The 23,737-nt window shown below is 28.6% G+C and carries 23 protein-coding genes and 1 other annotated feature; of the genes, 21 read left to right on the top strand and 2 right to left on the bottom strand.

The annotated features are described in order from the left end of the window. Positions 1 to 428 precede the first annotated feature (428 nt). From AB4Y15_RS07345 to AB4Y15_RS07325, 5 genes are all read left to right on the top strand, one after another. Positions 429 to 818, top strand: coding sequence for a DUF302 domain-containing protein (locus AB4Y15_RS07345; RefSeq protein WP_427339418.1), 390 nt, complete (start codon positions 429 to 431; stop codon positions 816 to 818). Between the two features lie 981 nt (positions 819 to 1,799). Beyond that, positions 1,800 to 2,687 carry a tRNA 2-thiocytidine biosynthesis TtcA family protein gene (locus tag AB4Y15_RS07340; protein WP_427339417.1) on the top strand — a complete coding sequence of 296 codons (888 nt, stop codon included), beginning with the start codon at positions 1,800 to 1,802 and terminating at the stop codon, positions 2,685 to 2,687. 28 nt (positions 2,688 to 2,715) lie between these two features. Then, positions 2,716 to 4,113: an aspartate ammonia-lyase gene (locus AB4Y15_RS07335; RefSeq protein WP_427339416.1), complete on the top strand. Its 1,398-nt coding sequence runs from the start codon at positions 2,716 to 2,718 to the stop codon at positions 4,111 to 4,113. 15 nt (positions 4,114 to 4,128) lie between these two features. Beyond that, a complete protein-coding gene (gene hydF / locus AB4Y15_RS07330; protein WP_427339415.1) occupies positions 4,129 to 5,367 on the top strand; it encodes a [FeFe] hydrogenase H-cluster maturation GTPase HydF in 1,239 nt (412 codons plus the stop codon). Positions 5,368 to 5,412: 45 nt separating this feature from the next. Then, positions 5,413 to 5,607, top strand: a complete 195-nt coding sequence (locus AB4Y15_RS07325; RefSeq protein WP_427339414.1) for a response regulator transcription factor — start codon at positions 5,413 to 5,415, stop codon at positions 5,605 to 5,607. Between the two features lie 177 nt (positions 5,608 to 5,784). On the opposite strand, the gene AB4Y15_RS07320 is transcribed toward AB4Y15_RS07325, so the two are convergent. Beyond that, a complete protein-coding gene (locus AB4Y15_RS07320) occupies positions 5,785 to 6,222 on the bottom strand; it encodes a hypothetical protein (protein WP_427339413.1) in 438 nt (145 codons plus the stop codon). A gap of 173 nt (positions 6,223 to 6,395) precedes the next feature. After that, complete coding sequence (locus AB4Y15_RS07315) at positions 6,396 to 6,971, bottom strand: hypothetical protein (protein WP_427339412.1); 576 nt, start codon at positions 6,969 to 6,971, stop codon at positions 6,396 to 6,398. 272 nt (positions 6,972 to 7,243) lie between these two features. Beyond that, positions 7,244 to 7,490: a binding site (T-box leader), on the top strand. A 170-nt stretch (positions 7,491 to 7,660) separates the two neighbouring features. Here AB4Y15_RS07315 and asnS point away from each other — a divergent pair. The 16 genes from asnS to AB4Y15_RS07235 all read left to right on the top strand — a co-directional run bounded on the left by asnS (position 7,661) and on the right by AB4Y15_RS07235 (position 23,536). Next, positions 7,661 to 9,052 (top strand): asparagine--tRNA ligase, encoded by a 1,392-nt coding sequence (gene asnS / locus AB4Y15_RS07310; RefSeq protein ID WP_427339411.1) that lies wholly within the window; start codon positions 7,661 to 7,663, stop codon positions 9,050 to 9,052. A 185-nt stretch (positions 9,053 to 9,237) separates the two neighbouring features. Then, positions 9,238 to 10,056 (top strand): adenosylmethionine decarboxylase, encoded by an 819-nt coding sequence (speD, locus tag AB4Y15_RS07305; protein WP_427339410.1) that lies wholly within the window; start codon positions 9,238 to 9,240, stop codon positions 10,054 to 10,056. A 143-nt stretch (positions 10,057 to 10,199) separates the two neighbouring features. After that, a complete protein-coding gene (locus AB4Y15_RS07300) occupies positions 10,200 to 10,841 on the top strand; it encodes a lactate utilization protein (protein ID WP_427339408.1) in 642 nt (213 codons plus the stop codon). Positions 10,842 to 10,966: 125 nt separating this feature from the next. Continuing rightward, positions 10,967 to 12,622 (top strand): glutamine--tRNA ligase/YqeY domain fusion protein, encoded by a 1,656-nt coding sequence (locus AB4Y15_RS07295; RefSeq protein WP_427339407.1) that lies wholly within the window; start codon positions 10,967 to 10,969, stop codon positions 12,620 to 12,622. Positions 12,623 to 12,726: 104 nt separating this feature from the next. Beyond that, positions 12,727 to 13,080: a PqqD family protein gene (locus tag AB4Y15_RS07290; protein ID WP_427339406.1), complete on the top strand. Its 354-nt coding sequence runs from the start codon at positions 12,727 to 12,729 to the stop codon at positions 13,078 to 13,080. A gap of 9 nt (positions 13,081 to 13,089) precedes the next feature. Beyond that, positions 13,090 to 13,434, top strand: coding sequence for a hypothetical protein (locus AB4Y15_RS07285; RefSeq protein ID WP_427339405.1), 345 nt, complete (start codon positions 13,090 to 13,092; stop codon positions 13,432 to 13,434). A gap of 14 nt (positions 13,435 to 13,448) precedes the next feature. Then, positions 13,449 to 14,903 carry an aminoacyl-histidine dipeptidase gene (locus AB4Y15_RS07280; RefSeq protein ID WP_427339404.1) on the top strand — a complete coding sequence of 485 codons (1,455 nt, stop codon included), beginning with the start codon at positions 13,449 to 13,451 and terminating at the stop codon, positions 14,901 to 14,903. 431 nt (positions 14,904 to 15,334) lie between these two features. Next, positions 15,335 to 16,576 carry an arginine deiminase gene (gene arcA / locus AB4Y15_RS07275; protein WP_427339403.1) on the top strand — a complete coding sequence of 414 codons (1,242 nt, stop codon included), beginning with the start codon at positions 15,335 to 15,337 and terminating at the stop codon, positions 16,574 to 16,576. 104 nt (positions 16,577 to 16,680) lie between these two features. Further along, positions 16,681 to 17,676, top strand: coding sequence for an ornithine carbamoyltransferase (gene argF / locus AB4Y15_RS07270; RefSeq protein WP_427339402.1), 996 nt, complete (start codon positions 16,681 to 16,683; stop codon positions 17,674 to 17,676). Between the two features lie 52 nt (positions 17,677 to 17,728). Continuing rightward, positions 17,729 to 18,670 (top strand): carbamate kinase, encoded by a 942-nt coding sequence (arcC, locus tag AB4Y15_RS07265; RefSeq protein WP_427339401.1) that lies wholly within the window; start codon positions 17,729 to 17,731, stop codon positions 18,668 to 18,670. 21 nt (positions 18,671 to 18,691) lie between these two features. Continuing rightward, positions 18,692 to 19,489 (top strand): TrmB family transcriptional regulator, encoded by a 798-nt coding sequence (locus tag AB4Y15_RS07260; RefSeq protein WP_427339399.1) that lies wholly within the window; start codon positions 18,692 to 18,694, stop codon positions 19,487 to 19,489. Positions 19,490 to 19,662: 173 nt separating this feature from the next. Then, positions 19,663 to 21,081 (top strand): YfcC family protein, encoded by a 1,419-nt coding sequence (locus tag AB4Y15_RS07255; RefSeq protein ID WP_427339398.1) that lies wholly within the window; start codon positions 19,663 to 19,665, stop codon positions 21,079 to 21,081. A gap of 329 nt (positions 21,082 to 21,410) precedes the next feature. Then, a complete protein-coding gene (locus AB4Y15_RS07250) occupies positions 21,411 to 21,893 on the top strand; it encodes a hypothetical protein (protein WP_427339397.1) in 483 nt (160 codons plus the stop codon). 65 nt (positions 21,894 to 21,958) lie between these two features. Then, positions 21,959 to 22,441: a hypothetical protein gene (locus AB4Y15_RS07245; protein ID WP_427339396.1), complete on the top strand. Its 483-nt coding sequence runs from the start codon at positions 21,959 to 21,961 to the stop codon at positions 22,439 to 22,441. A gap of 48 nt (positions 22,442 to 22,489) precedes the next feature. After that, positions 22,490 to 22,891 (top strand): DUF5412 family protein, encoded by a 402-nt coding sequence (locus AB4Y15_RS07240; RefSeq protein ID WP_427339395.1) that lies wholly within the window; start codon positions 22,490 to 22,492, stop codon positions 22,889 to 22,891. A 72-nt stretch (positions 22,892 to 22,963) separates the two neighbouring features. Beyond that, entirely contained in the window at positions 22,964 to 23,536 is a 573-nt protein-coding gene (locus AB4Y15_RS07235) for a DNA-3-methyladenine glycosylase I (RefSeq protein ID WP_427339394.1), read from the top strand. Positions 23,537 to 23,737: the final 201 nt, after the last annotated feature.

Here is a 23,737-nt window from a genome sequence, read left to right as displayed (position 1 = left end):
CAGGACCTTGATACCAATAGGGGGTGATGGTACTTATGATATAAAGTGTTGAAATAAATAGTTGCTGTAAATATTTGTAATGTTTGTATTGATTGAAAATCAGAAAGATTGCTGAAACTATAATGTCGTTAAGTTCAGTTTAAATATTATTTTAGAATAATTTTAGATTAAAATTATATTTATTGGGAATAAATATAATGTTAATTATAGAACAAAATTTTCGATTTAAATAAATTAAGGTAGATTTTGCCCATATCCATTACGGAAATTATATTTAAAATTATCCACAATTCAATGTAGTTTATAACGACTCTGGCATGTAAACATGCCAGACGAAGTTTCAATAAAATCAACATTAATTTTTTAAAATATAAGATTTTATTATAATTTCCTATGGATTATAAAAAATATTAGGAGGAGGAGAAAGAATGGATTTGAAATATGAAGTAAAGACTAATAAAACCTTTGATGAAGCAATTGACAGCTTAAAAAATAGCTTGAGCAAAGTCAACTTTGGAATTTTATGGGAGTTGAATTTTAAGGATAAGTTAAAAGAAAAAGGTTTTGATTTAGCACATAATTTTAAAATTTTTGAAGTATGTAATCCCAAAAAAGCAAAGGAAGTATTTGAAAGACATTTAGAAGTTGGCTATTTTTTACCATGTAAAGTAGTTGTATATGAAAAAGAAGATTCAATATTTATTGGGATGTTAAAACCCACAATGTTGATGGACATGATAGGTAAAGCGGATTTAACAAATGTAGCCAAGGAAGTCGAAGAAGAGCTTAGAAGAGCTATTGATATGGCAGCTAATTAAAGAATATTATTAATTTGAATTAAAAAATTTCCTAGAATATTCTAGGAAATTTTTTTATAGTCCATAGGAAATTATAAACTTTATTGAATTGTTGATAATTTTAAAATATAATTTCCGTAATGGATTAGGGCAAAATCTTCCTTATAATTTATTTAAATCGAAGATTTTGTTCAAATTTAAGATAAAATTATATTTAGAGTAACAGAACAAATAAAAAGTAGTGTTTTTTGCAAATATAAATTTATTTATTTTTTCAAAGGACAATGAAAAAGGTTTTGACATCAATATTGTATGTAATATTCATTGTTAAAAGATAACTTTATTTAAAAAATATTTAAGTTTATAAATAATAATTTAATATTAAGGCTGAAATGATGAAGATAAATATAAGCTTTGCATTAGGAAATATCCAGGTAAAGCCATTTTTGAAAATCCAGTTAAGAATAAAAATGGATTAATTAAAAGTATTGAAAGTTACAAATGCTTTAAAGTATTTTCAGAACAATATGGATGTAGTATTTGTATGAAAGTTTGTCTTTTTAATCAAGTAGGCTACGAAAAATTATATGAGGCTCATATACTTAAAAAATAGAATAAGTTAATGAGAAAAATTACTCTAATGAACTAACTGTGTAAATTAAAATCTAATTGAAAAATAATAATTTATAAAATTATTTAGAAAACTAAATAACAAATACAAACTATTGGTAAAATTGCTAAGAAGATAAGAAGAATCTTAAAGACAAAAATAGTTAAGTATTATTAAAATACTTAAGGTGACAATAATATATCTATTGTCACTTTTTATAGTGTATAAGAAATTTAAATGATTACATTTGATTTCTACATAAATCAAACGATAAAGGGAGGTTTTAGTAGTATATAGTTCAAAGTACTAAATTTAGGTGTATTGATTAATTTTTCAAAGACAAAAGAGTTAAAAAGGTGATATAATATTTTCGAAAAAAGCGAGGTGGTATAATGAGTAATAAAGAAAACAATAATCGAGAAAATGGTATTGCAGGAAGTGGTTGTGAGATATTAGTTCCTTTTAATGAAAGAAAACCTCTTAGAGAAATAGAACGTAGCATTATTAAAAAATACAGAAAGCATATATGGTCAAAATTTATTAAAGCTATAAGAGAGTTTAATTTGGTTGAAGATGGAGATAAAATTGCTGTTGCAATCTCTGGTGGTAAAGATAGTATGCTTATGGCAAAGCTGTTTCAAGAATTAAAACGTCAAGGTCAAGTTAAAATTGAACTTGAATTTATTGTAATGGATCCAGGGTATCATGAAAGCATAAAAGAGTTGTTGATTGATAACTGTCAATATCTAAATATACCTATCCATATTTTTGAATCAAAAATTTTTGAAATAGTTGATAATATCGCACAGGATTATCCTTGTTATATGTGTGCTAGAATGCGACGTGGAGCATTGTATAATAAAGCTCAAGAGCTTGGATGCAATAAGCTAGCTCTTGGACATCATTTTAATGATGTTATTGAGACTACTTTATTAAATATTTTATATTCTGGATGTTTTAAAACAATGTTACCTAAGTTAAAATCAACAAACTTTAGAGGGATAGAATTAATCAGACCGATGTATTATATACGTGAAAAACATATTGAGAATTTTATTCAAAATAGTGGAATTTGGCCATTAAATTGTGCATGTATGGTTGCTGCAAAGAAGACGTCGAGTAAAAGAAATGAAATTAAAGAGCTTATAAAAGATTTAAAGAAAAATTTTGAAAACGTAGATAAGTCTATTTTCAAAGCAGCACAGAATGTAAACATGGATGCAATATTAGGGTGGCAAAAAGATGGTAAGAAATATTCGTATTTAGATTTTTATGAATAAGAATAGACATGAGAGGGGGGTCTGGAGTTTGGATTATAGAGTAGAAAAGGATTTTTTAGGAGAGTGCAGGATTGAAAATGATAGATATTATGGAATAAATACAAAAAGAGCATTAGAAAATTTTAAATTAGAATCAAAAACAGTAAATTTAAAACTAATAAGAGAAATTGCTCTTATTAAAAAGGCTGCAGCAATAGTAAATAAAAGGTTAAATAGATTACCTGAAGATAAGGCTAATGCCATAATTAAAGCAAGTGAAGAAGTCATTGAAGGTAAATTTGATGATGAGTTTAAATTAAGTGCACTTCAGGGCGGAGCGGGAACATCCACTAACATGAATGTTAATGAAGTTATTGCAAACAGGGCGATAGAGATTTTAGGAGGAAAAAAAGGAGACTACAGTATTATTCATCCACTTAATCATGTGAATATGTCTCAATCTACTAATGATGTGTATCCTACTGCCCTTAGAATTGCTGCTATTCATATGCTTAGAAAATTGAGCAATTCTCTTGCAGATTTACAAGAGGCACTTCAGATTAAAGAAAATGAATTTAGTGAAATAATTAAACTTGGTAGAACTCAGCTTATGGACGCTCTCCCTATGATGGTAGGCCAGGAATTTGGAGCTTATGCAAAAGCAATTGCCAGAGATAGATGGAGAATTTACAAGGTTGAGGAAAGACTTAGACAAATAAATTTAGGTGGGACTGCAATCGGAACGGGAATGAATGCTCCATTAAAATTTATTTTTATGATAACAGATGTTATTCAGGACCTAACAAAACTAGGACTAGCTAGGTCTGAATTCCCTATAGATATAACCCAAAATACTGATGTATTTGTAGAAGTTTCTGGATTATTAAAGGCATGTAGTGTGAATTTGCTTAAAATTTCAAATGATTTAAGACTGTTAAATTCAGGGCCAAAAGGTGGACTAGGAGAAATAGAGCTTCCTATGATGCAAGCTGGATCGAGTATTATGCCAGGGAAGGTTAATCCAGTAATACCAGAGATGGTGGCACAAGTGGCTATGAAAGTCATAGCAAACGATTATGCTATTACCATGGCTAGTTCTTCAGGACAGCTTGAACTGAATGCATTTATTCCACTTATAGCTGAAAGTCTTTTGGAATCTTTGGAACTATTAAATGATGCTGTTGTTTTATTCAGAGAAAAGTGTATCGAAGGGATAAAAGTAAATGAAAAAAGGTGTAAGGAAAACCTTGAAAGGTCTACTGTATTAGTAACGGCTCTTGTTCATCATATAGGTTATGATAAGGCAAGTGAAATAGCCAAGAAAGCACTTGAAAATGATAAGACAATAAGAGAAGTTTTAAGAGAAGAAAATATTTTGAATGAGGAGGAAATAGACAAAATTTTAAATCCTTATCAGGTAACAAAACCGGGAATACCAGGTAAATAATTTGGAGGGATGTAAATGAGTTTAAATGATACACCGCGTTCAACTAGAGTTCATATAGCTTTATTTGGTAAGAGAAATTCTGGAAAATCCAGTATTATAAATGCAATTACTAATCAGGAAATAGCAATAGTATCAGATGTTAAAGGGACTACTACAGACCCTGTTTATAAATCTATAGAAATTTTACCTATTGGCCCTTGCGTTATTATAGATACTGCTGGATTAGATGATGTTGGTGATTTAGGGGAACTTAGAATTAAAAAAACTATGGAAGTTTTAAATAAAACAGATGTAGCATTGTTTGTAATTGATTCAACTGTTGGTATAACTGATGAAGATAGAATAATAATTGATAGAATTAAGGAAAAGAAAATACCGCTAATTATAGTATTAAATAAAGCTGATATTTCCGAAGTATCAAATGAAGATATTATTAACTTAAAAAAGGAATTTAAAGTACCTGTTTTGGCAATTTCAGCATTGAAAAAACAGGGAATAAACGAATTGAAAAAGAAAATTATTAGTGTTTTACCAGAAGATGAAGACAAATTTAAGATAGTCGGGGACTTGATAGAACCAGGTGATTTTGTAGTTCTTGTTACTCCGATTGATAAGGCAGCACCAAAAGGAAGGTTGATACTTCCTCAACAGCAGACTATTAGAGATATTTTAGAAAGCGATGCAATTGCTATTGTTACAAAAGAATATGAATTAAAGGAAACTTTAGAAAATATTTCTAAAAAACCTAAACTTGTAATAACAGATTCACAAGCCTTTTTGAAGGTAGCTGCTGACACTCCAAAGGATATTTTGATGACTTCCTTTTCAATATTATTTGCTAGATTTAAAGGAGATTTAGTTGAACTAGTAAAAGGGGTTAAAGCAATTGAAAAACTTAAAGATGGAGATAAGATTTTAGTTTCAGAAGGATGTACTCACCATAGACAAGCCGATGATATTGGTAGAGTAAAGATTCCTAGATGGATAAGACAAATTACAGGAAAGAAATTAGAATTTGAATTTAGTTCTGGAAGTTCTTTCCCAGACGATGTACAAAAATATTCTTTAATTGTGCATTGTGGAGGATGTATGTTAAATAGAAGGGGAATGCTCTATAGGATAAATAGTGCAAAGTCTTTAAATATACCGATTGTAAATTATGGAGTAATGATTGCCTATGTTCATGGTATTTTAGATAGAGCATTAGAACCATTTCCTCTTGCAAAAATGGTTTGGGATGAAAAAGATTTTTAATAGAATTTTTCTAATCAAATTTATATAAAAACTGGAGATGGTTTTATGGAAAATATACTTCTTATTGAAGATGATACTACTCTCGCTATGGGTATAGAGTATTCTCTTGAAGATGAAGGTATGGAAGTTGAAGTTAAGTATAATATAAAAGATGGATATGATATTGGGAAGCGAGAGTTTTCTATATTAAGGGCAATTGGAATGGAATTAAAAAGATGTTCCATGAACAAATGTAATTGAGTAAACTTCATATTTCCAAATTATTATTTTTTATTAAGAATATTATAGTTAACTTATATAAAGTCAAATTTTGAAAGAAAAAAGTACAGATGTTATTTAGATTTTGCTTTCATTCAACGATTAGCCAATGCTTTAAGCTAAATAAATAAGCTAATAAGCTCCAATTTTGGAGCTTATTTACTCTCTTTTTATTTTTTCCTTAATAAAAGTTTTTAAATAAGATATGTGTTCTTGGGGAACAGCTTCTTTTAAAATAGCAAACTTCAGATTTTTTTTATATTGTATATGAATTCTCTTATTATCTTCAGTTAATTTGTTTATTGTAGAAAATTTAATATTCAATCTGGGTGTTATAGATGTGGTATATATTTCTATGCTATCATCATATAAATGGATATAACCTCGTTTTGGCATTGTATAATAGTGGATAGCTATATATATGAGAAGTATATTACAAATACCAAGAATTATTTCGGTTTTTCCTATCCTACCATTGTATGAAAGAAATAAATATGATGTAAAGAAGATAAAAGCTAAAATTGATATGATGGTCAATCTTCTCCATAATGGTATTTTTTTAAATGGTATTTTTTTTATAGGGTTTTTCTTGACCACAAATATCACCTTACCATTATATAGTATTAACGGTTATTTATGTTTTTAACAATTTTAATTATAAGCCTAAATTTCATATAGTTCAACTTTTATCCAATAAAAATTTTTCTATCACTGCTATATACAAATAAATGTAAAGAGAAAATAAGTGAATTTATTAACTCATTATATTTTTAAATTCTTTTAATTGCTTTATGTATTTGATAGAACGCATTAGCAATCAGTCCACAAAGTATAAGTATTGTAGTTATAATAAGAAACTTAAAAATAAATAGATTTGATTTTATAGATAATAATGAAAAAAAGAGTACATTGTGTGATGATAAAGCTATTATTAAATATATAAAGCTATTTATAATATTGCTATAATGCTTGTTTGTTAACAACTTAGATATTAATATATAAATCATAGAGGCTATAATATTTAGTCCGTGTAAAAAAATCATAGAAATAAGGTCATTATTATTAAAGTATTGTTGAACATATATTATTAAATTACTTACCATTTCAGGATTATTAAAAAATGTGGTTAGTTTATAGATGTTTTTTAAAGCTATACTAGCACTAAAATATGCAAGTATAATATATGAAGCAGTAATCTTTACCATAAATATGATAAAAAGTAATCTAATTATAGTAGTTATAAATTTATTAAAATTTATTTTGTTCTTTTGCCTTTTATATTTGATTAAAATGTAAATACTAATACTAAATAACAGTATTATAAAACCTATTTTAATTAAACTCATTTAAGCTTCTCCTTCTATATTAATAATATTTAGTTTAATAATTTACAAAGAACATTAAATTATTGATTTTACAAAATATTAGTATTTATGTATATTATATAATGTTTTTCATAAAATAACAATTTGAGAAATAAGTAATATAAGTAATAGATTAGTTAATCATTTACTTGGTCTTGTAAAGTGATGTAATATTTATATAAATTTCTTATATCATATAAATTACTTTGACATATTTTATAAAAAATATTATAATAAGTTAAAAATTAAATATAGAAAAGACTATGAAGAGAAGAGTAGATATGGAACGTAGTTTAAGCGAGTCGGTGATGGTGGGAGACCGATACGAAGTCCATATCGAAGAACATCTCGGAGTCTCTAACCGAAATCATTAAGAGAGTAGGCTTAGACGGAACCAAACCGTTATTATTTGGACAGTATAGAGTATTTTCTGTACTGGTAGAGTTGGCTGCTTATGCAGCAAATAGGGTGGCACCGCGAAAGTAACCTTTCGTCCCTTGTTTTGGGATGAAAGGTTTTTTATATAAAATGTAAAATTGAAAATGTAATTGGGTTGAAATTATCAAGTAGACTTAAGAAATTTTATTTTTGTATTTTGTATTAAGGAAATAGCTTTTTTAAAATTTTCAATTTTTAATTTTACATTTAATAATAAAAAGGGAGGTATGAAGATGAAGAGTGTATTAGTAAAAGAAATTTATAGAAACACAGAAAAGTATATAGATAAGAATGTAGTTGTTTCGGGATGGGTAAGAACTATTAGAAGTTCAAAATCTTTTGGATTTATTGAGCTGAATGACGGGAGCTTTTTCAAAAATATTCAAATTGTGTTTGAGGATAATTTAGATAATTTTAAAGAGATTTCAAAATTACCTATTAGTACTGCAATTAAAGTAGAAGGTTTGCTTGTAGCAACTCCTAATAATAAACAGCCATTTGAGATAAAGGCAACAAGTATAACTATCGAAGCTGAATCAGATAAGGATTATCCACTACAAAAGAAAAGACATACTTTCGAATTTTTAAGAACTATTGCTCATTTAAGACCAAGAAGCAATACTTTTTCAGCAGTATTTAGAGTTCGTTCATTAGTAGCTTATGCGATACACAAGTTCTTTCAAGAGAGAGGTTTTGTTTATGTGCATACTCCAATAATTACAGGTAGTGACTGTGAAGGTGCAGGACAAATGTTTAGAGTTACAACATTAGATTTTGATAATTTACCATTAGATGAAAATGGTAAAATTGATTTTAAGAAAGATTTCTTTGGTAGAGAAACAAATTTAACAGTAAGCGGACAGTTGAATGTGGAAGCATATGCTTTGGCATTTAGGAATGTTTATACATTTGGACCTACTTTTAGAGCGGAAAATTCTAATACTGCAAGACATGCTGCAGAATTCTGGATGATAGAGCCTGAAATAGCTTTTGCAGACCTTAAGGATGATATGGAATTGGCTGAAGAAATGTTAAAATATATTATAAGTTTTGTTTTAGAAAATGCACCAGAAGAAATGGAGTTCTTTAACAAGTTCATAGATAAAGGATTATTAGATAGATTGAATAATATTGTAAATTCAAATTTTGAAAGAATAACTTATACTGAAGCTATAGATATACTAAAAAAATCAAATAAGAATTTCCAATATCCTGTAGAATGGGGTAATGACTTACAAACTGAACATGAAAGATATATTACAGAGGAAGTATTTAATAAGCCTGTTTTTGTAACAGATTATCCAAAAGATATAAAGGCTTTCTATATGAGATTGAATGATGATGAAAAGACAGTTGCGGCTATGGATTTATTAGTGCCTGGAGTAGGAGAAATAATAGGTGGAAGTCAAAGAGAAGAAAGATTCGATGTTTTAGTAAAGAGAATGGAAGAAATGGGACTTAAACAGGAAGATTATTGGTGGTATTTAGAATTAAGAAAATATGGTGGAGTTAAACATGCTGGTTATGGATTAGGATTTGAGAGAGCTATAATGTATTTAACAGGTATGACTAACATTAGAGATGTTATTCCATATCCAAGAACTCCAAGATCAGCAGAATTTTAAATAGGATACAGTAAAGCCCCTACTTATATAAAGTAGGGGTAATTTTTTAAATTTATCTTATATAATTGACTATTAAATTTTATTGTTTTATAATTTATAATTAGTTCAAACTTTGGAAAACTAGATTTAACTATATAAATTTAATCATTATATAGAGAAGAATTTAGTAGAAGAGGGGAATTAAGTTGATAAAAACTAATGAAAACAAGTTGAAACTATACGGTTTTAATAATTTAACAAAATCATTAAGCTTTAATATCTATGATATATGCTATACTAAAACTGAAGAAGATAGAAAAAAGTACATTGAATACATTGATGAACAGTATAATTCTGAAAGATTAACCAAAATATTAACAACTGTTACAGAAATTATAGGGGCTAATGTATTAAATATTGCGAAACAGGACTATGATCCACAAGGTGCAAGTGTTACACTATTGATTTCTGAGGAAGAAGTACCATTATATGTACTAGATCCATCTTGCAATAGAGGAATATTAACTCCTATAAGAGAAAATATAGTAGGACATTTGGATAAGAGTCATATAACAGTTCATACTTATCCAGAAACGCATCCAGAAAATAATATAAGTACATTTAGAGTTGATATTGATGTTTCTACTTGTGGCAAAATTTCTCCTTTAAAAGCTTTGAATTATTTAATCGATAGTTTTGATTCTGATATTATAACTATAGATTACAGAGTCAGAGGATTTACTAGAGATGTAAATGGAAAAAAACATTTTATTGACCATGATATTAACTCAATTCAAAACTTTATAGCAAAAGAAACAATAGCTAGATATAATCTGATAGATATGAATATTTATCAATCTAATATATTCCATACTAAAATGAAAATAAAAGATTTGAAATTGGAAAACTATTTATTTGAAATAAGCGAAGAAGATTTAACACAAAAAGAAAGAGAAGAAATTATTCAAAAGTTGGATAAGGAAATGACAGAAATATTTTATGGAATAAACGTTCCTAGTGTTTAAAAATAAAAACTCAGTCAGTTGGCTGAGTTTCTATTTTTATGATTATATTTGATGTACCTAGCACTAAAATAAATTACTTTATCGATAAACTTTATATAATATTATTATATTAAGAATAATATATATAAAAAGGAGATGAAAGTATGGATAAAAATGTATCCTTTGTTATTGAGAAAAGGGTTGAAAGAACTATTGAAAATTTAGAAAAAAACAATATGCATGGTTATTTTGTGCAAAATGAAAAGGAAGCAATTGAGAAAATTAAAGAGTTAATAAAAGAAGGAGATACGGTAGCTGTTGGAGGTTCGATGACTTTATTTGAAGTAGGAGTTATAGATTTTTTAAGAAATGGAAAGTATAATTTTCTTGATAGATACAAAGAGGGATTGACTAGCGAAGATATTAAAGAATTATATAGAAAAAGTTTTTCAGCAGATGTATATTTTACTAGTAGTAATGCAATAACAGAAGAAGGGGAGCTTTATAATGTAGATGGTAGAGGAAATAGAGTAGCGGCAATGATATATGGACCAGATAAAGTGATAGTAGTTGTTGGAGTAAATAAAATAGTAAAAAATATAGATGAAGCGATAGAAAGGAATAGACAATTGGCAGCACCTGCTAATGCTAAAAGATTAAATAGAAAAACTCCTTGTGCTGAAGTTGGATATTGTATGGATTGTATGAGTCCTGATAGAATTTGTAATCAGTATGTAGTTATAAAAAAGCAGATGCAAAAAGGTAGAATTCACGTTATAATAGTAAATAAAAATTTAGGATATTAGTTGTTAATTAATATTAATTTAATTATTTAGAATAAAATCAATAGAAAGTTTAAGGAATTTATGGTATATTTATATACATGTATTAATTTCTCTTGAAAAATACAATAGGAGAAAGGTCTGATAAAATGGATAAGAAAAATACATCATCAAATTTTATAAGAAATATTATTATTAAAGATTTGGAGTCAGGTAAGTATAAAGAAATAGTTACTCGATTCCCTCCAGAACCTAATGGGTATCTACATATTGGTCATGCAAAGTCAATCTGCTTAAATTTCGATTTAGCCGATGAATTTAATGGTAAGACTTATCTTCGCTTTGATGATACTAATCCATTGAAAGAAGATATTGAATATATTGAGTCTATTAAAGAAGATGTTAGATGGTTAGGATATGAGTGGGATGGATTGTATTTTGCATCAGATTATTTTGAAGAAATGTATAGACGTGCAGTATTATTAATAAAAAAAGGTAAGGCTTATGTTTGTGATTTATCACCAGAAGAAATAAAAAAATATCGTGGAACATTAACAGAGCCTGGAAAAGAAAGTCCTTACAGAAACAGATCTGTAGAAGAAAATTTGGATTTGTTTGAACGTATGAGAAAAGGTGAATTTAAAGAAGGAGAAAAAGTTTTAAGAGCAAAAATTGACATGGCTTCACCAAATTTAAATATGAGAGATCCTGTTTTATATCGTATAGCACATGTTAAACATCATAATACAGGTGATAAATGGTGTATATATCCTATGTATGATTTTGCACATCCTATTGAAGATGCAATAGAAGGAGTTACACATTCAATTTGTACTTTAGAATTTGAAGATCATAGGCCGTTATATGAGTGGGTTATTAGAGAATGTGAAATGGAAAATCAGCCTAAACAGATTGAATTTGCAAGACTTAATTTAACTAATACAGTTATGAGTAAGAGAAAGTTAAAGCAGCTAGTTGATCAAGGATATGTTGATGGCTGGGACGATCCACGTATGCCAACTATTTCAGGGTTAAGAAGAAGAGGATATACACCAGAAGCAATACGTAATTTTGTAAGAGCAGTTGGTGTAGCTAAAAGTAATAGTGTAGTAGATTATAGAATGTTAGAGCATTTTATAAGGGAAGACTTAAAATTAAAGGCACCAAGAACTATGGCTGTATTAAGACCGTTAAAGGTGGTAATTACAAATTATCCAGAAGGTCAGGTTGAAATGCTAGAGGCAGACAATAATCCTGAAAATCCAGAAATGGGTAAAAGACTTATACCATTTTCTAGAGAAATATATATTGAACAAGAAGATTTTATGGAAAATCCACCTAAAAAATATTTTAGATTATTCCCAGGAAATGAAGTTAGATTAAAACATGCTTATTTTATTAAATGTAATGAAGTTATAAAAGATGAGAATGGAAATGTAATTGAATTGCGTTGTACTTATGACCCTGAAACAAAAAGTGGAACAGGATTTACAGGTAGAAAAGTTAAAGGTACAATTCATTGGGTAGATGCTAAACATGCTATACCAGCTGAATTTAGATTATATGACTATTTAATTTTAGATGATGATCAAGATGAAGAAAAATCATTCCTCGACAAAGTAAATCCAAATTCATTAGAGATTTTACAAGGATTTGTTGAGCCAAACATGAAAGATGCTAAGCCTTATGATAAGTTCCAATTCTTTAGACATGGATATTTTAGTGTAGATCCTAAATATACTACAAAAGACAAATTAGTATTTAATAGAATTGTATCCTTAAAAAGTTCTTTTAAATTAAAATAGATAAAAGATGATTTTAAAAGGCTGTTGCTTAAAGCAACTTATTGCTTTAAGCAACAGCCAAGACTTTAGGTACTATTTATCTTATTAAAGATAGAGGTGTAGCCATGTTTAAAAAAATCAAAAAAAGTGATAATTTTCTGAAATTAGTCCCTAAAAAAAATAATACATTAGAATGGGTAGTTAATGATGAAGGATTAGTTCAAGTTATCATACCAAGGAATGGAATGTTAGACAGGATAGTAAGAGTGTTTTTTAAAACGCCAGAGGTAATGAGAATAGATTTAGATCCGATTGGAAGTTGTGTATGGAAGTCAATAGATGGGCAAAGAAATATACAAGATATAGCTAAGATATTAAAAGAAGAATTTGGAGACAAAGTAGAACCTCTCTATGAAAGATTAGGGACTTATATGAATATTTTAAGAAATAATAAATTTATTACGTTAGAGAAAAGGTAAGTGATTGGTATGATAAGTTTTATTTTAAAGGTATTATTATTTACTATAACGTTTACATTTTTGTATGCGTGGGGATATGTTAAACAGCAAAGGAAAACTGAGGAACTATTAAATGTTTTGTATAAGAAAGCTGAAACTAAAATATTAAAGGAACTTAAAAAACAAGAATCTTTAACTAAAACTGATATTGAAAAGCTTATTAGAGGTACAAAAGCGTCCTTATTTTGGAGTAGAAATAAAGTACAAGTTGTTGATGCTAAATTAGTAACTAAGAATTTGATAACAAAAATGATAAATGAAGGGCTTATTGTAGAAATACCTAACAGTAGGCCTAAAAAATACAAATTAAAGTAAAGGGGATGCTTATAATGGTAAATGTTTTGTCAGGACTTAAGCCTGAAGCTGTATTTAAGTTTTTTGAGGAATTAACTAGAATTCCTAGAGGTTCAGGGAATGAAAAACAAGTTAGTGATTATCTAGTGAAATTTGCAAAAGATAATGGACTAGAAGTTATACAAGAAGAATGTTTAAATGTAATTATTAAGAAACCAGGAACAGAAGGATACGAAAATGCACCAACAGTTATACTTCAAGGGCATATGGATATGGTTTGTGTAAAAGATGAAGATTTAGACTTTGATTTTACAAAAGACCCAATTCCATTGGTAGTAGATGGAGACATGATAAGAACAAAAGGAACGACTCTTGGAGCAGATAATGGTATTGCAGTAGCTATGATAATGGCCATTTTAGCATCAAAAGATTTGCCACATCCACCTCTTGTTGCGTTGATTACAGTTTCAGAAGAAACTGGAATGGATGGAGTATTAAATTTAAATCCTGAAAACGTTTCTGGAGATATTTTGATAAATATTGATTCTGAAGAAGAAGGTACTATACTTGCATCATGTGCAGGTGGAGTGGATAACATTATTCATCTGCCTATCGAATGGAATAAAGCTGATACTAATAAAATAGGGTATAAAATATCTATCAAAGGTTTAATAGGCGGACATTCAGGTATAGAAATTAATAAAAATAGAGCGAACGCAATAAAATTATTAGGAAGATTATTAGAAAACCTTGATAAAGAAATAAATATTGATATAGCAAACGTTAGTGGTGGAGAGAAATTAAATGCAATTGCAAAAATGTCGAAAGCGGTTGTAATGATTAATAAAGAAGATGAAGGGAAATTTAAGCGTATAGTTGATGAATATCAAAAAATATTCTCAAACGAATATAAAACGTCTGATCCTGATATTAATATTAAATTAGAAAAGGTTGATGGAATACAAAAAGTATTTAGCTCAAAAACTAAAAAAGGATTGATAAGTATTTTGAGATTAATACCTAATGGAGTTCAAACAATGAGTGCTGATATAGAAGGTTTAGTTGAAAGTTCTAACAATATTGGAGTTCTTACAACTAGAGAAGAAGAAATTGAATTCGATAGCGCAGTAAGAAGCTCAGTTAAAAGTTTGAAAAAGGAAATTAATGATAGAATTCAAAATATATGTGATTTGGTTGGTGCGAAAATGGAATTAGTAGCTGACTATCCTGAGTGGGAGTTTAAAGCAGAATCTCCTATTAGAGATTTAATGGCTAAAGTTTATAGAGATATGTTTGGAAAAGAAGTAAAAGTAGATGCTATACATGCTGGGTTAGAATGTGGATTCTTAAAAGAAAAAATTGGGGATATAGATATGGTTTCTATTGGACCAAATATCTATGATGTTCATACTCCAAATGAGCATATAAGTATTTCTTCAACAAAGAGAGTATTTGAATTTTTATGTGAGGTGTTAAAGAGAATAAAATAAGAGACAAAAGCATTTTTTGACTTTATACTTCGGGTATGAAACCCGAAGTTTTTTTATAATCCATAGGAAATTATAAACTATATTAATTTGTGGATAATTTTGAATATAATTTCCGTCATCTGTTTTGACAAAATATACCTAAAAATTATTAAAAAAATTTTTTAAATGTATAAATATTCTTTTTTTAAAATTATATCAAGAAATGAAATTGGATTGGAACTACTTTGAAATAGATAAATAGTTATTATGCGACAATATATTTATTGAATATTAATAATTTGATATAATATTTATACATTTCCGAATATTAAAATGAAAAAATATAAATATATAGAAAAAGACTCGATTTGACAAAAAATTCTTAAAAACATATACTTAAAGTGTAAATAGTAACCACTGATGTGGTTGAGAAATAAACGGGGGGTTATGCAATGGCAAAGGAAAACGTTTTATATGTATATTCGGAAATTGGTAGATTGAAGAAAGTTTTACTACACAGACCGGGGAAAGAAATAGAAAATTTAACTCCTGATTTAATGGACAGATTATTGTTTGATGATATTCCGTATTTAGAAATTGCTAGACAAGAGCATGATATTTTTGCTCAAACACTTAGAGATAACGGAGTTGAAGTAGTTTACCTTGAAGACTTAGTTGCTGAGTCGCTTACAGATAATGATATTAAAGAAAAATTTATAGATGAATTTGTCAAAGAAGCAAATATTAAGAGTAAAAAGAAGAGAGAGCTTGTAAAAGAATATTTGTTAAGTTTTTCTACTAATAGAGAAATGGTAGATAAAATGATGGAAGGAATTAGAAAAGAAGAAATTAAAGATTATAAAAAGATTTCTCTAGTAGATATGATAGAATCTGATTATCCTTTTATAGTTGACCCAATGCCAAACTTATATTTTACTAGAGATCCATTTGCTACAATCGGTTCGGGAATATCATTAAATCATATGCGAACAGTAACAAGAAATAGAGAAACGTTGTTCTCAAAATATATTTTCAAATATCATCCAATGTTCAAAGATATTGAAATACCTTTTTGGTATGATAGAGATGAAGATACTTCTATAGAAGGTGGAGATCAACTCATCCTTAGTGATAAGGTGCTTGCCATAGGTGTATCCGAAAGAACAGAAGCTGCTTCAGTTGAAAAATTAGCAAGAAGGATTTTTAACAACGGGGAAAAATTTGAAGTAATATTAGCGTTTGATATACCGAAGAAAAGAGCTTTTATGCATTTAGATACTGTGTTTACTATGATTGATTATGATAAGTTTACAATACATCCTGAAATAGAAGGGCCACTTACTGTATATTCATTAAGAAAAGGAGAAAAAGATCACAATTTAATAATTGAAAAAGAAACAATGGAGTTGAGTGATATATTAAAGAAATACTTAAATCTAGATAAAGTTACATTAATCCGATGCGGAAATGGGAATAAAATAGACGCGGGTAGAGAACAGTGGAATGATGGTTCTAATACTTTAGCCATTGCACCAGGGGAAGTAGTAGTTTATTCAAGAAATCATGTTACAAATAAATTACTAGAAGAACATGGTATAAAACTTCATGTCATTCCATCTTCAGAACTTTCTCGCGGACGTGGGGGCCCAAGATGTATGTCAATGCCATTAATTAGAGAAGATATTAGTTGGTAGTTAATAGTTAATACTTTTAATTAAAGTTTGATTATTTAGTTAAAATATTTTTAGAAAAAATATTTTGAAATATAAAATACAAATAAATTAAAGGAGGAGTTATAATGCCAGTTAATTTGAAAGGAAGACATTTATTAACATTAAAGGATTTTACTCCACAAGAAATTAAATATTTATTAGATTTAGCTATGGACTTAAAAAGAAAAAAGAGAGCAGGTATCAAAGGTAATTTACTTGAAGGTAAAAACATAGTTTTATTATTTGAAAAAACTTCAACAAGAACAAGATGTGCATTTGAAGTTGCAGCATATGATGAAGGAGCAAACGTTACATTCTTATCAAACAGCCAGATGGGTAAAAAAGAATCTATAGAAGATACAGCTAAAGTTTTAGGAAGATACTATGATGGTATAGAATTCAGAGGATTTAAGCAAGAAACTGTAGAGGAAATAGCTAAACATGCAGGAGTACCTGTATGGAATGGGCTTACTGATTTATATCATCCAACTCAAATTCTTGCAGATTTTATGACTATTATGGAGCATGTAAATAAACCACTTAATAAAGTTAAGCTTGTATTTGTTGGAGATGCAAGAAACAATATGGGTAACTCATTAATGATAGGAGCTGCTAAGATGGGAATGCATTTTGTAGCAGTTGCTCCAAAAGAATTATTCCCATCAGAAGAATTAGTAAATGAAATGAGAGAAGTAGCTAAGGAAACAGGAGCAATTATTGAGCTAACTGAAAACATAGATGAAGGAGTTAAAGGTGCAGATGTAATCTATACAGATGTTTGGGTGTCAATGGGTGAAGAGGATAAATTTGAAGAGAGAATTAACTTATTAAAACCATATCAAGTGAATATGGAAATGATTAATAAAACAGGAAATCCAGATGTAATTTTCATGCATTGTCTACCTTCATTCCACGACACAAATACAACTATCGGTAAAGACATATATGAAAAATTTGGGTTAAAAGAAATGGAAGTAACAGATGAAGTTTTCAGAAGTAAACATTCAGTAGTATTTGATGAAGCAGAAAATAGAATGCATACAATTAAAGCAGTAATGGTTGCAACTATTGGAAATCTTTAAAAATAACAGGGGCTTGTCCCCTGTTAAACCAAAACTATAAGGAGGAGTAAATATGAAAAGAAGAATTGTTGTTGCTTTAGGTGGAAATGCTCTTGGTAAAACACCAAAAGAACAATTGGAATTAGTTAAGAATACAGCTAAACCTATAGTTGATTTAATAGAAAGTGGAAACGAAGTTATTATTGCTCATGGAAATGGACCACAAGTTGGTATGATAAATTTAGCTATGGAAATCGCTTCCAAGGTAGAAGGTAGTACTACTCCAGAAATGCCATTCCCAGAATGTGGAGCTATGAGTCAAGGCTATATAGGATATCATCTTCAAAATGCGATAAGAGAGGAGCTTTTAAATAGAGGATTAAATATTCCAGTAGCTACAGTTATAACACAAGTTATTGTAGACAAGGACGACCCTGCATTTGATAATCCTACAAAACCAATAGGTGCATTCTATACTGAAGAAGAGGCTAAGAAATTAGCAGAAGAAAAGGGATATATAATGAAAGAAGATGCAGGTAGAGGATTTAGAAGGGTAGTACCATCTCCAATTCCAGTAGATGTTGCTGAAAAAGAAGTGGTTAAAACTCTAGTTGATAATGGGCATGTTGTAATAACTGTTGGAGGCGGTGGAATACCAGTTGTAAAAGAAGGAAATAGTTTAATCGGTGTTCCAGCAGTTATAGATAAAGACTTTGCAAGTGAAAAAATAGCAGAAATATTAGATGCTGATTATTTAATAATTCTTACAGCAGTAGAAAAGGTTGCAATAAACTTTGGTAAAGAAAATGAGGAATGGCTTGATAAATTAACAGTTAAGCAGGCTGAAAAATATATTGAAGAAGGGCACTTTGCACCGGGTTCAATGTTACCAAAAGTACAAGCGGCAATAAAGTTTGCTAAATCTAAAGAAGGTAGAAAGGCTCTAATTACTTCTCTAGAAAAGGCTAAAGAAGGAATAGAAGGAAAGACTGGTACATTAATAGTTAATGGGTAATATAGAAGGGATTATGATTAAATGGATAAAGAAAAAATAATAGAGAAATTGATGGAAATTGGCATAAACAAATATGAAGCCAAAGCCTATATAGCACTTTTAAATAAACCTGATATAACGGCTTATGAATTAAGTAAACTATCTGGCGTTCCACAGGCTAAGATCTATGAAACTATGTCTAAACTTTTAGATAAAAATCTTGTAAATATCATTAGTGATAATCCTATCAAATATGTAGCTGTAGATTTAGAAGGTTTTTTAGATGCATATAAAAAGAGAGTTAATAGTACGGTAAAATATTTAAAAGATAGTTTAAAAAGAATGGATTCGACAAACAGAATTTCATATATGCTACATTTAGAGGGAATAGAAAATATAAGAAATAAGATTAAGAAAGTTCTAGCTAGAACAAATAAATTCTTATATTTGGAAATATGGAATATAGATTATGAATATTTTAAAGACGAATTAAAACTTTTAGAGCAAAAAGGTATAGAGATAGTAACTGTACTTTATGGTACTGTTAGTGAAGAGATAGGCGAAATTTACTATCATGAAATGGAAGAAATGGAATCTTACGCTTTTAAACATGGTAGATGGTTTACATTAGTATCGGATGGTGAAGAATCTCTATTTGCCATGTTTAATGAAGATAAATCGCAAGCCATATGGACAGAAAACAAAGCTTTTATGCTGATGGCAGAATCATTTATAGTTCATGATATTTACCTTGCAGAAATATATAAAGAATATAGAGAAGAATTGGATAAAAAGTTTGGACCTAATTTAAAGAAGATAAGACAAAAAATGCACATATAATTTTGAATTTTGATTATTTTATTTATTTTTTCTTTTTTCAAAATATTTGGCAAAAGAATGACAAAAACAAAATTCTTATTAAAACAAAAATTAATTAATTATAATATTAATGTTGATGTATAATAAAATTATCAATATGCACAAGAGAAATTTAAGAATGAGGAGGGGTACCAATGAGAAAATTTAAAATGCCAACAGCATATACCATTTTATTTGCAATTATAATAGCTGTAGCAATATTAACATGGATTGTACCAGCAGGACAATATGATTATGTTGATCCTAATGCTGCAAAGAAAGAGCCGATTCCTGGTACTTATCATATTGTTGATAGAAATCCACAGGGATTTAAAGAAGTAGTAATGGCTCCTATTAAAGGATTTTATGATGCAGTTGATGTAGCTTTATTTGTTATAGTAATAGGAGGATTTTTGGGAGTTGTTATGAAAACAGGTGCTATAGATGCAGGAATAGCTAAAATAACAAGAGACTTAAAAGGTAAGGAAAAATGGATGATTCCAATTCTAATGATACTTTTTGGTTTAGGTGGAACAAGTTATGGTATGGCAGAGGAAACTATAGCCTTCTATCCATTACTACTCCCTGTATTTATAGCAGCAGGATACGATTCTGTAACAGCTATATCAGTTATAATGTTGGGAGCAGGTGTAGGAGTACTTGGTTCTACTGTAAACCCATTTGCAACAGGAATAGCATCAGGATTTGCAGGAATTTCGTTAGGTGAGGGCATTGGATTAAGATTATTAATATTAGTAGCAGGTGAGTTGGTAACAATTTTATTTGTTATGAGATATGCAGAAAAAGTAAAAAAAGATCCGACAAAATCTATTGTATATGATATGTGGGAAGATAATAAAAAGTATTTTTTATCAAAGAGTTCGGAAAACGAATTCCCAGAATTAACTGGCAAGAGAAAGTTTATATTAGGTTTATTTGCTTTAACTTTTATAATCATGGTATTTGGAGTTATTCCTTTTGAAGATATGGGAATTACGGCTATTCCGACTTTGGGATGGTGGTTTGGTGAATTAACTGCACTATTTTTAGTATCCGCAATTATTATCGGATTAGTTGCTGGTATGGGTGAAAAAGAACTTGTATCTGCATTCGTAGAAGGTGCACGTGATTTATTAAGTGTTGCATTAATAATTGGGGTATCTCGTGGTATTACTGTTATAATGAATGCAGGAAATATTACAGATACTGTGCTTAATCTAGGAGAAAAGACTTTATCACAAACAGGTTCTGTATCATTTGCTATTTTAACATATCTATTCTATATACCATTGTCTTTCTTAATTCCATCAACATCAGGTTTAGCAACATTATCAATGCCTATTATGGCACCATTGGGAGATTTTGCTGGAGTTGCAAGACATATAGTAATAACTGCTTACCAATCTGCATCCGGTATTGTTAACTTAATTACTCCTACTAGTGCTGTTGTTATGGGTGGTTTAGCTATAGGTAGATTATCTTACGACAAGTGGTTAAAATTCACATGGAAGCTTTTGGTAATATTAATGATAATAATTATTGCTGCATTAAGTCTAGGAGTAGTAATGAGTTAATTTATATTGGAGCAATATGCCTTCTGGATAAAATAGTCCAGAAGGTATTTTTTTTACCTAATACAATCACAAACAACAAAATAATCAATATCAAACTAATTTATCCAGTAGTGAAAATTGCAGAAAAATGTCGGTAAAAAATGACATCAATGGTATTGAAGACCTTATTATACTTTGTTATAATGATAACATAGATTTATTTAATAGATGGGTGTTACTATTTTTTTAAGAGTGCGAAGAATAGTGAAAATAATTCTAAGTAAAAGAAGTGAATTTTCTTAAACCTCTCATATGTAAGCATATGAGAGGTTTTCAATAGGAGGATTATTATGTTAAAGAACAATTTAAAGGTATTATTATATCATTGTGTAATAATAATAATAAGTTTTTGTTTATGTTTTCCATTTCTTACTATGTTAAAAGATGCTAAAGAAATATATGTTCCAATATTACATGGTTTATGGGTATTATTCTTTGCATTTCTATATATTTTGGCTGGTTTAAAGCTAGATATAGAAAACCCTCCTAAATATGATTTTTTATCTGTATCTATTTTGGTTATTATAAATGCAGCATTAATACTGACTATGTATATAGTTTCAGCGGGTAAAATGCTTTTAGAAGATGAAATTTATGGTATTTATCGGGCTCCTATTGGCATTTTTAACTTTCCATTCCAATTATCGATTTTACAGCTATATTTACCGTATTTAATCGAAAATCTAATAATTAGATTTTTAATAATAATGTGGCTACCGTCTTTATTTATGTTTATTGGAATTAAGCTAAAAAGAAGGCATAGTTTGGTTTAATTTTTGTAATATAGAGAAATTTCTCATATGTAAGTGTATGAGAGGTTTTTGACAGGGGGATTATTATGTTAAAGAACAATTTAAAGGCATTGTTATATCATTTTATAATAATAATAATAAATTTTTGTTTAACAATACCTCTTCTCATCATAGCAAAGCATATTAAAGAAGTATATTTTTTAATATTATTCGGTTTATTGGGATTATTCTCTGTATTTTTATATATTTTTGCAGGTTCAAAGTTAAATATAGAAAATCATCCTAAATATGATTTTTTATCTGTATCTATTCTAGTTATTATAAATGTAGTATTAATGCTGACTATATATGTAGTTTCAGATGGTAAGGTACTTTTGAAAGATGAAAGATATGATTTTTATTGGGGGCCTATTGGCTTTTTTAATTATCCATTCCAATTTTCGCTTTTACAGGTATATTTGCCGTATTTGATTAAAAATCTATTAACTAGATTTTTAATAATGATGTGGCTTCCATCTTTATTTATGTTTATCGGAATCAAATTAAAAAGGAGACGTAGTTCGGTTTAATTTATAAAAAAGTAAATTATTTGTGTATTTAATAGGGAGATGTTAAGATTGAGAAGAATAGTGAAAATAGTTTTATTAGTAATAATTATAATATTTTTAATAAAACTTTCTAATAGACCTTTAGTCATATACTTTGATTATTATGATCCGAGTTCACTATTCGATGGAGAATTAGTAAAAGAAGTATATTCTCCTAATAAACAATATATTGCTAAAGCATATATAATCGAAGGGAAAAAGGAATTGACTATTAAAGTAGAGCTAGTGAACACTAAGACGAAAAAGATTAAAGTAATATATTGGAGTTGGGATGAAGGAAGCGATCCTATTATTAAGTGGTTAGATGATGAATATATTTTAATAAATGGAAGGAAGATGAATGTAAAAACCAATGTTTTTTATAAAAAAGTCGATCCAGACGATAAATATAAAGAAACCTCTCATATGTAAGCATATGAGGGGTTTTTTGATATAATATCAATTAAGAATTGATAAAATTAATATTGAATAGGGGAGATTAGAATGAAAAAAAGATGCGGTTGGGTAAATGATGATCCAATATATATAAAATATCATGATGAAGAATGGGGGATACCTATCCATGACGATAGAAAACTATTTGAATTCCTAGTATTAGAAATGTTTCAAGCAGGTCTTAGTTGGATTACAATACTCAAAAAAAGAGAAAATTTTAGAAAAGCATTTGATAATTTTGATCCTGTGAAAATATCAAAATATGAAGAAAATAAGATTGAAAAGCTAATGGAGAATAAGGGTATTATTAGGAATAGAAAGAAGATTGAAGCAGTGATTAATAATGCTAAAGCTTTTTTAAAAATTCAGCAGGAATTTGGAAGTTTTGATAAATATTTATGGCAGTTTGTTGACAATAAGCCGATAGTAAATTCATGGGCAGATGACTCTTTAATACCTTCTAAAACAAAGTTATCTGAAAAGATAAGCAAGGATATGAAGAAAAGAGGTTTTATTTTTTTTGGACCTACAATTTGTTATGCTTATATGCAAGCAGTAGGAATGGTAAATGACCATACTAAAGATTGTTTTAGATATAAAGAAATAATTGAGAGATATTAGTTTGTTGACAAAGTAAATTATTTATGAAAATAACACTCATGCGAAAAAATTTAGAAAAAACTTAAGGCTCAAATTTTTAGAAAATCCTAACGCGTTGGGTGAGTCGTCCTGACTCTGAAAGCTAGCTTAATTTAATTATTTTAATTTTAAATATGATTTTCGTAATGGATTTCAACAAAATTTACATTGTAATTAATTTAG

Source organism: Caloranaerobacter longqiensis, assembly GCF_050286925.1.
Classification (GTDB): domain Bacteria; phylum Bacillota; class Clostridia; order Tissierellales; family Thermohalobacteraceae; genus Caloranaerobacter.
The sequence above is the reverse complement of the archived record's forward strand: the minus strand, read 5'-3'. Positions and strand labels throughout refer to the sequence as shown.

Bases quoted from the DNA above. Each gene is read 5' to 3' on its own strand.
- AB4Y15_RS07295 (WP_427339407.1), top strand. From the start codon at position 10,967: ATGGATAAGAAAAATACATCATCAAATTTTATAAGAAATATTATTATT.
- hydF (WP_427339415.1), top strand. From the start codon at position 4,129: ATGAGTTTAAATGATACACCGCGTTCAACTAGAGTTCATATAGCTTTA.
- AB4Y15_RS07255 (WP_427339398.1), top strand. From the start codon at position 19,663: ATGAGAAAATTTAAAATGCCAACAGCATATACCATTTTATTTGCAATT.
- AB4Y15_RS07290 (WP_427339406.1), top strand. From the start codon at position 12,727: ATGTTTAAAAAAATCAAAAAAAGTGATAATTTTCTGAAATTAGTCCCT.
- AB4Y15_RS07345 (WP_427339418.1), top strand. From the start codon at position 429: ATGGATTTGAAATATGAAGTAAAGACTAATAAAACCTTTGATGAAGCA.
- AB4Y15_RS07300 (WP_427339408.1), top strand. From the start codon at position 10,200: ATGGATAAAAATGTATCCTTTGTTATTGAGAAAAGGGTTGAAAGAACT.
- argF (WP_427339402.1), top strand. From the start codon at position 16,681: ATGCCAGTTAATTTGAAAGGAAGACATTTATTAACATTAAAGGATTTT.
- arcA (WP_427339403.1), top strand. From the start codon at position 15,335: ATGGCAAAGGAAAACGTTTTATATGTATATTCGGAAATTGGTAGATTG.
- AB4Y15_RS07235 (WP_427339394.1), top strand. From the start codon at position 22,964: ATGAAAAAAAGATGCGGTTGGGTAAATGATGATCCAATATATATAAAA.
- AB4Y15_RS07315 (WP_427339412.1), bottom strand. From the start codon at position 6,971: ATGAGTTTAATTAAAATAGGTTTTATAATACTGTTATTTAGTATTAGT.
- AB4Y15_RS07325 (WP_427339414.1), top strand. From the start codon at position 5,413: ATGGAAAATATACTTCTTATTGAAGATGATACTACTCTCGCTATGGGT.
- AB4Y15_RS07285 (WP_427339405.1), top strand. From the start codon at position 13,090: ATGATAAGTTTTATTTTAAAGGTATTATTATTTACTATAACGTTTACA.
- AB4Y15_RS07260 (WP_427339399.1), top strand. From the start codon at position 18,692: ATGGATAAAGAAAAAATAATAGAGAAATTGATGGAAATTGGCATAAAC.
- AB4Y15_RS07280 (WP_427339404.1), top strand. From the start codon at position 13,449: ATGGTAAATGTTTTGTCAGGACTTAAGCCTGAAGCTGTATTTAAGTTT.
- AB4Y15_RS07250 (WP_427339397.1), top strand. From the start codon at position 21,411: ATGTTAAAGAACAATTTAAAGGTATTATTATATCATTGTGTAATAATA.
- arcC (WP_427339401.1), top strand. From the start codon at position 17,729: ATGAAAAGAAGAATTGTTGTTGCTTTAGGTGGAAATGCTCTTGGTAAA.
- AB4Y15_RS07340 (WP_427339417.1), top strand. From the start codon at position 1,800: ATGAGTAATAAAGAAAACAATAATCGAGAAAATGGTATTGCAGGAAGT.
- AB4Y15_RS07245 (WP_427339396.1), top strand. From the start codon at position 21,959: ATGTTAAAGAACAATTTAAAGGCATTGTTATATCATTTTATAATAATA.
- asnS (WP_427339411.1), top strand. From the start codon at position 7,661: ATGAAGAGTGTATTAGTAAAAGAAATTTATAGAAACACAGAAAAGTAT.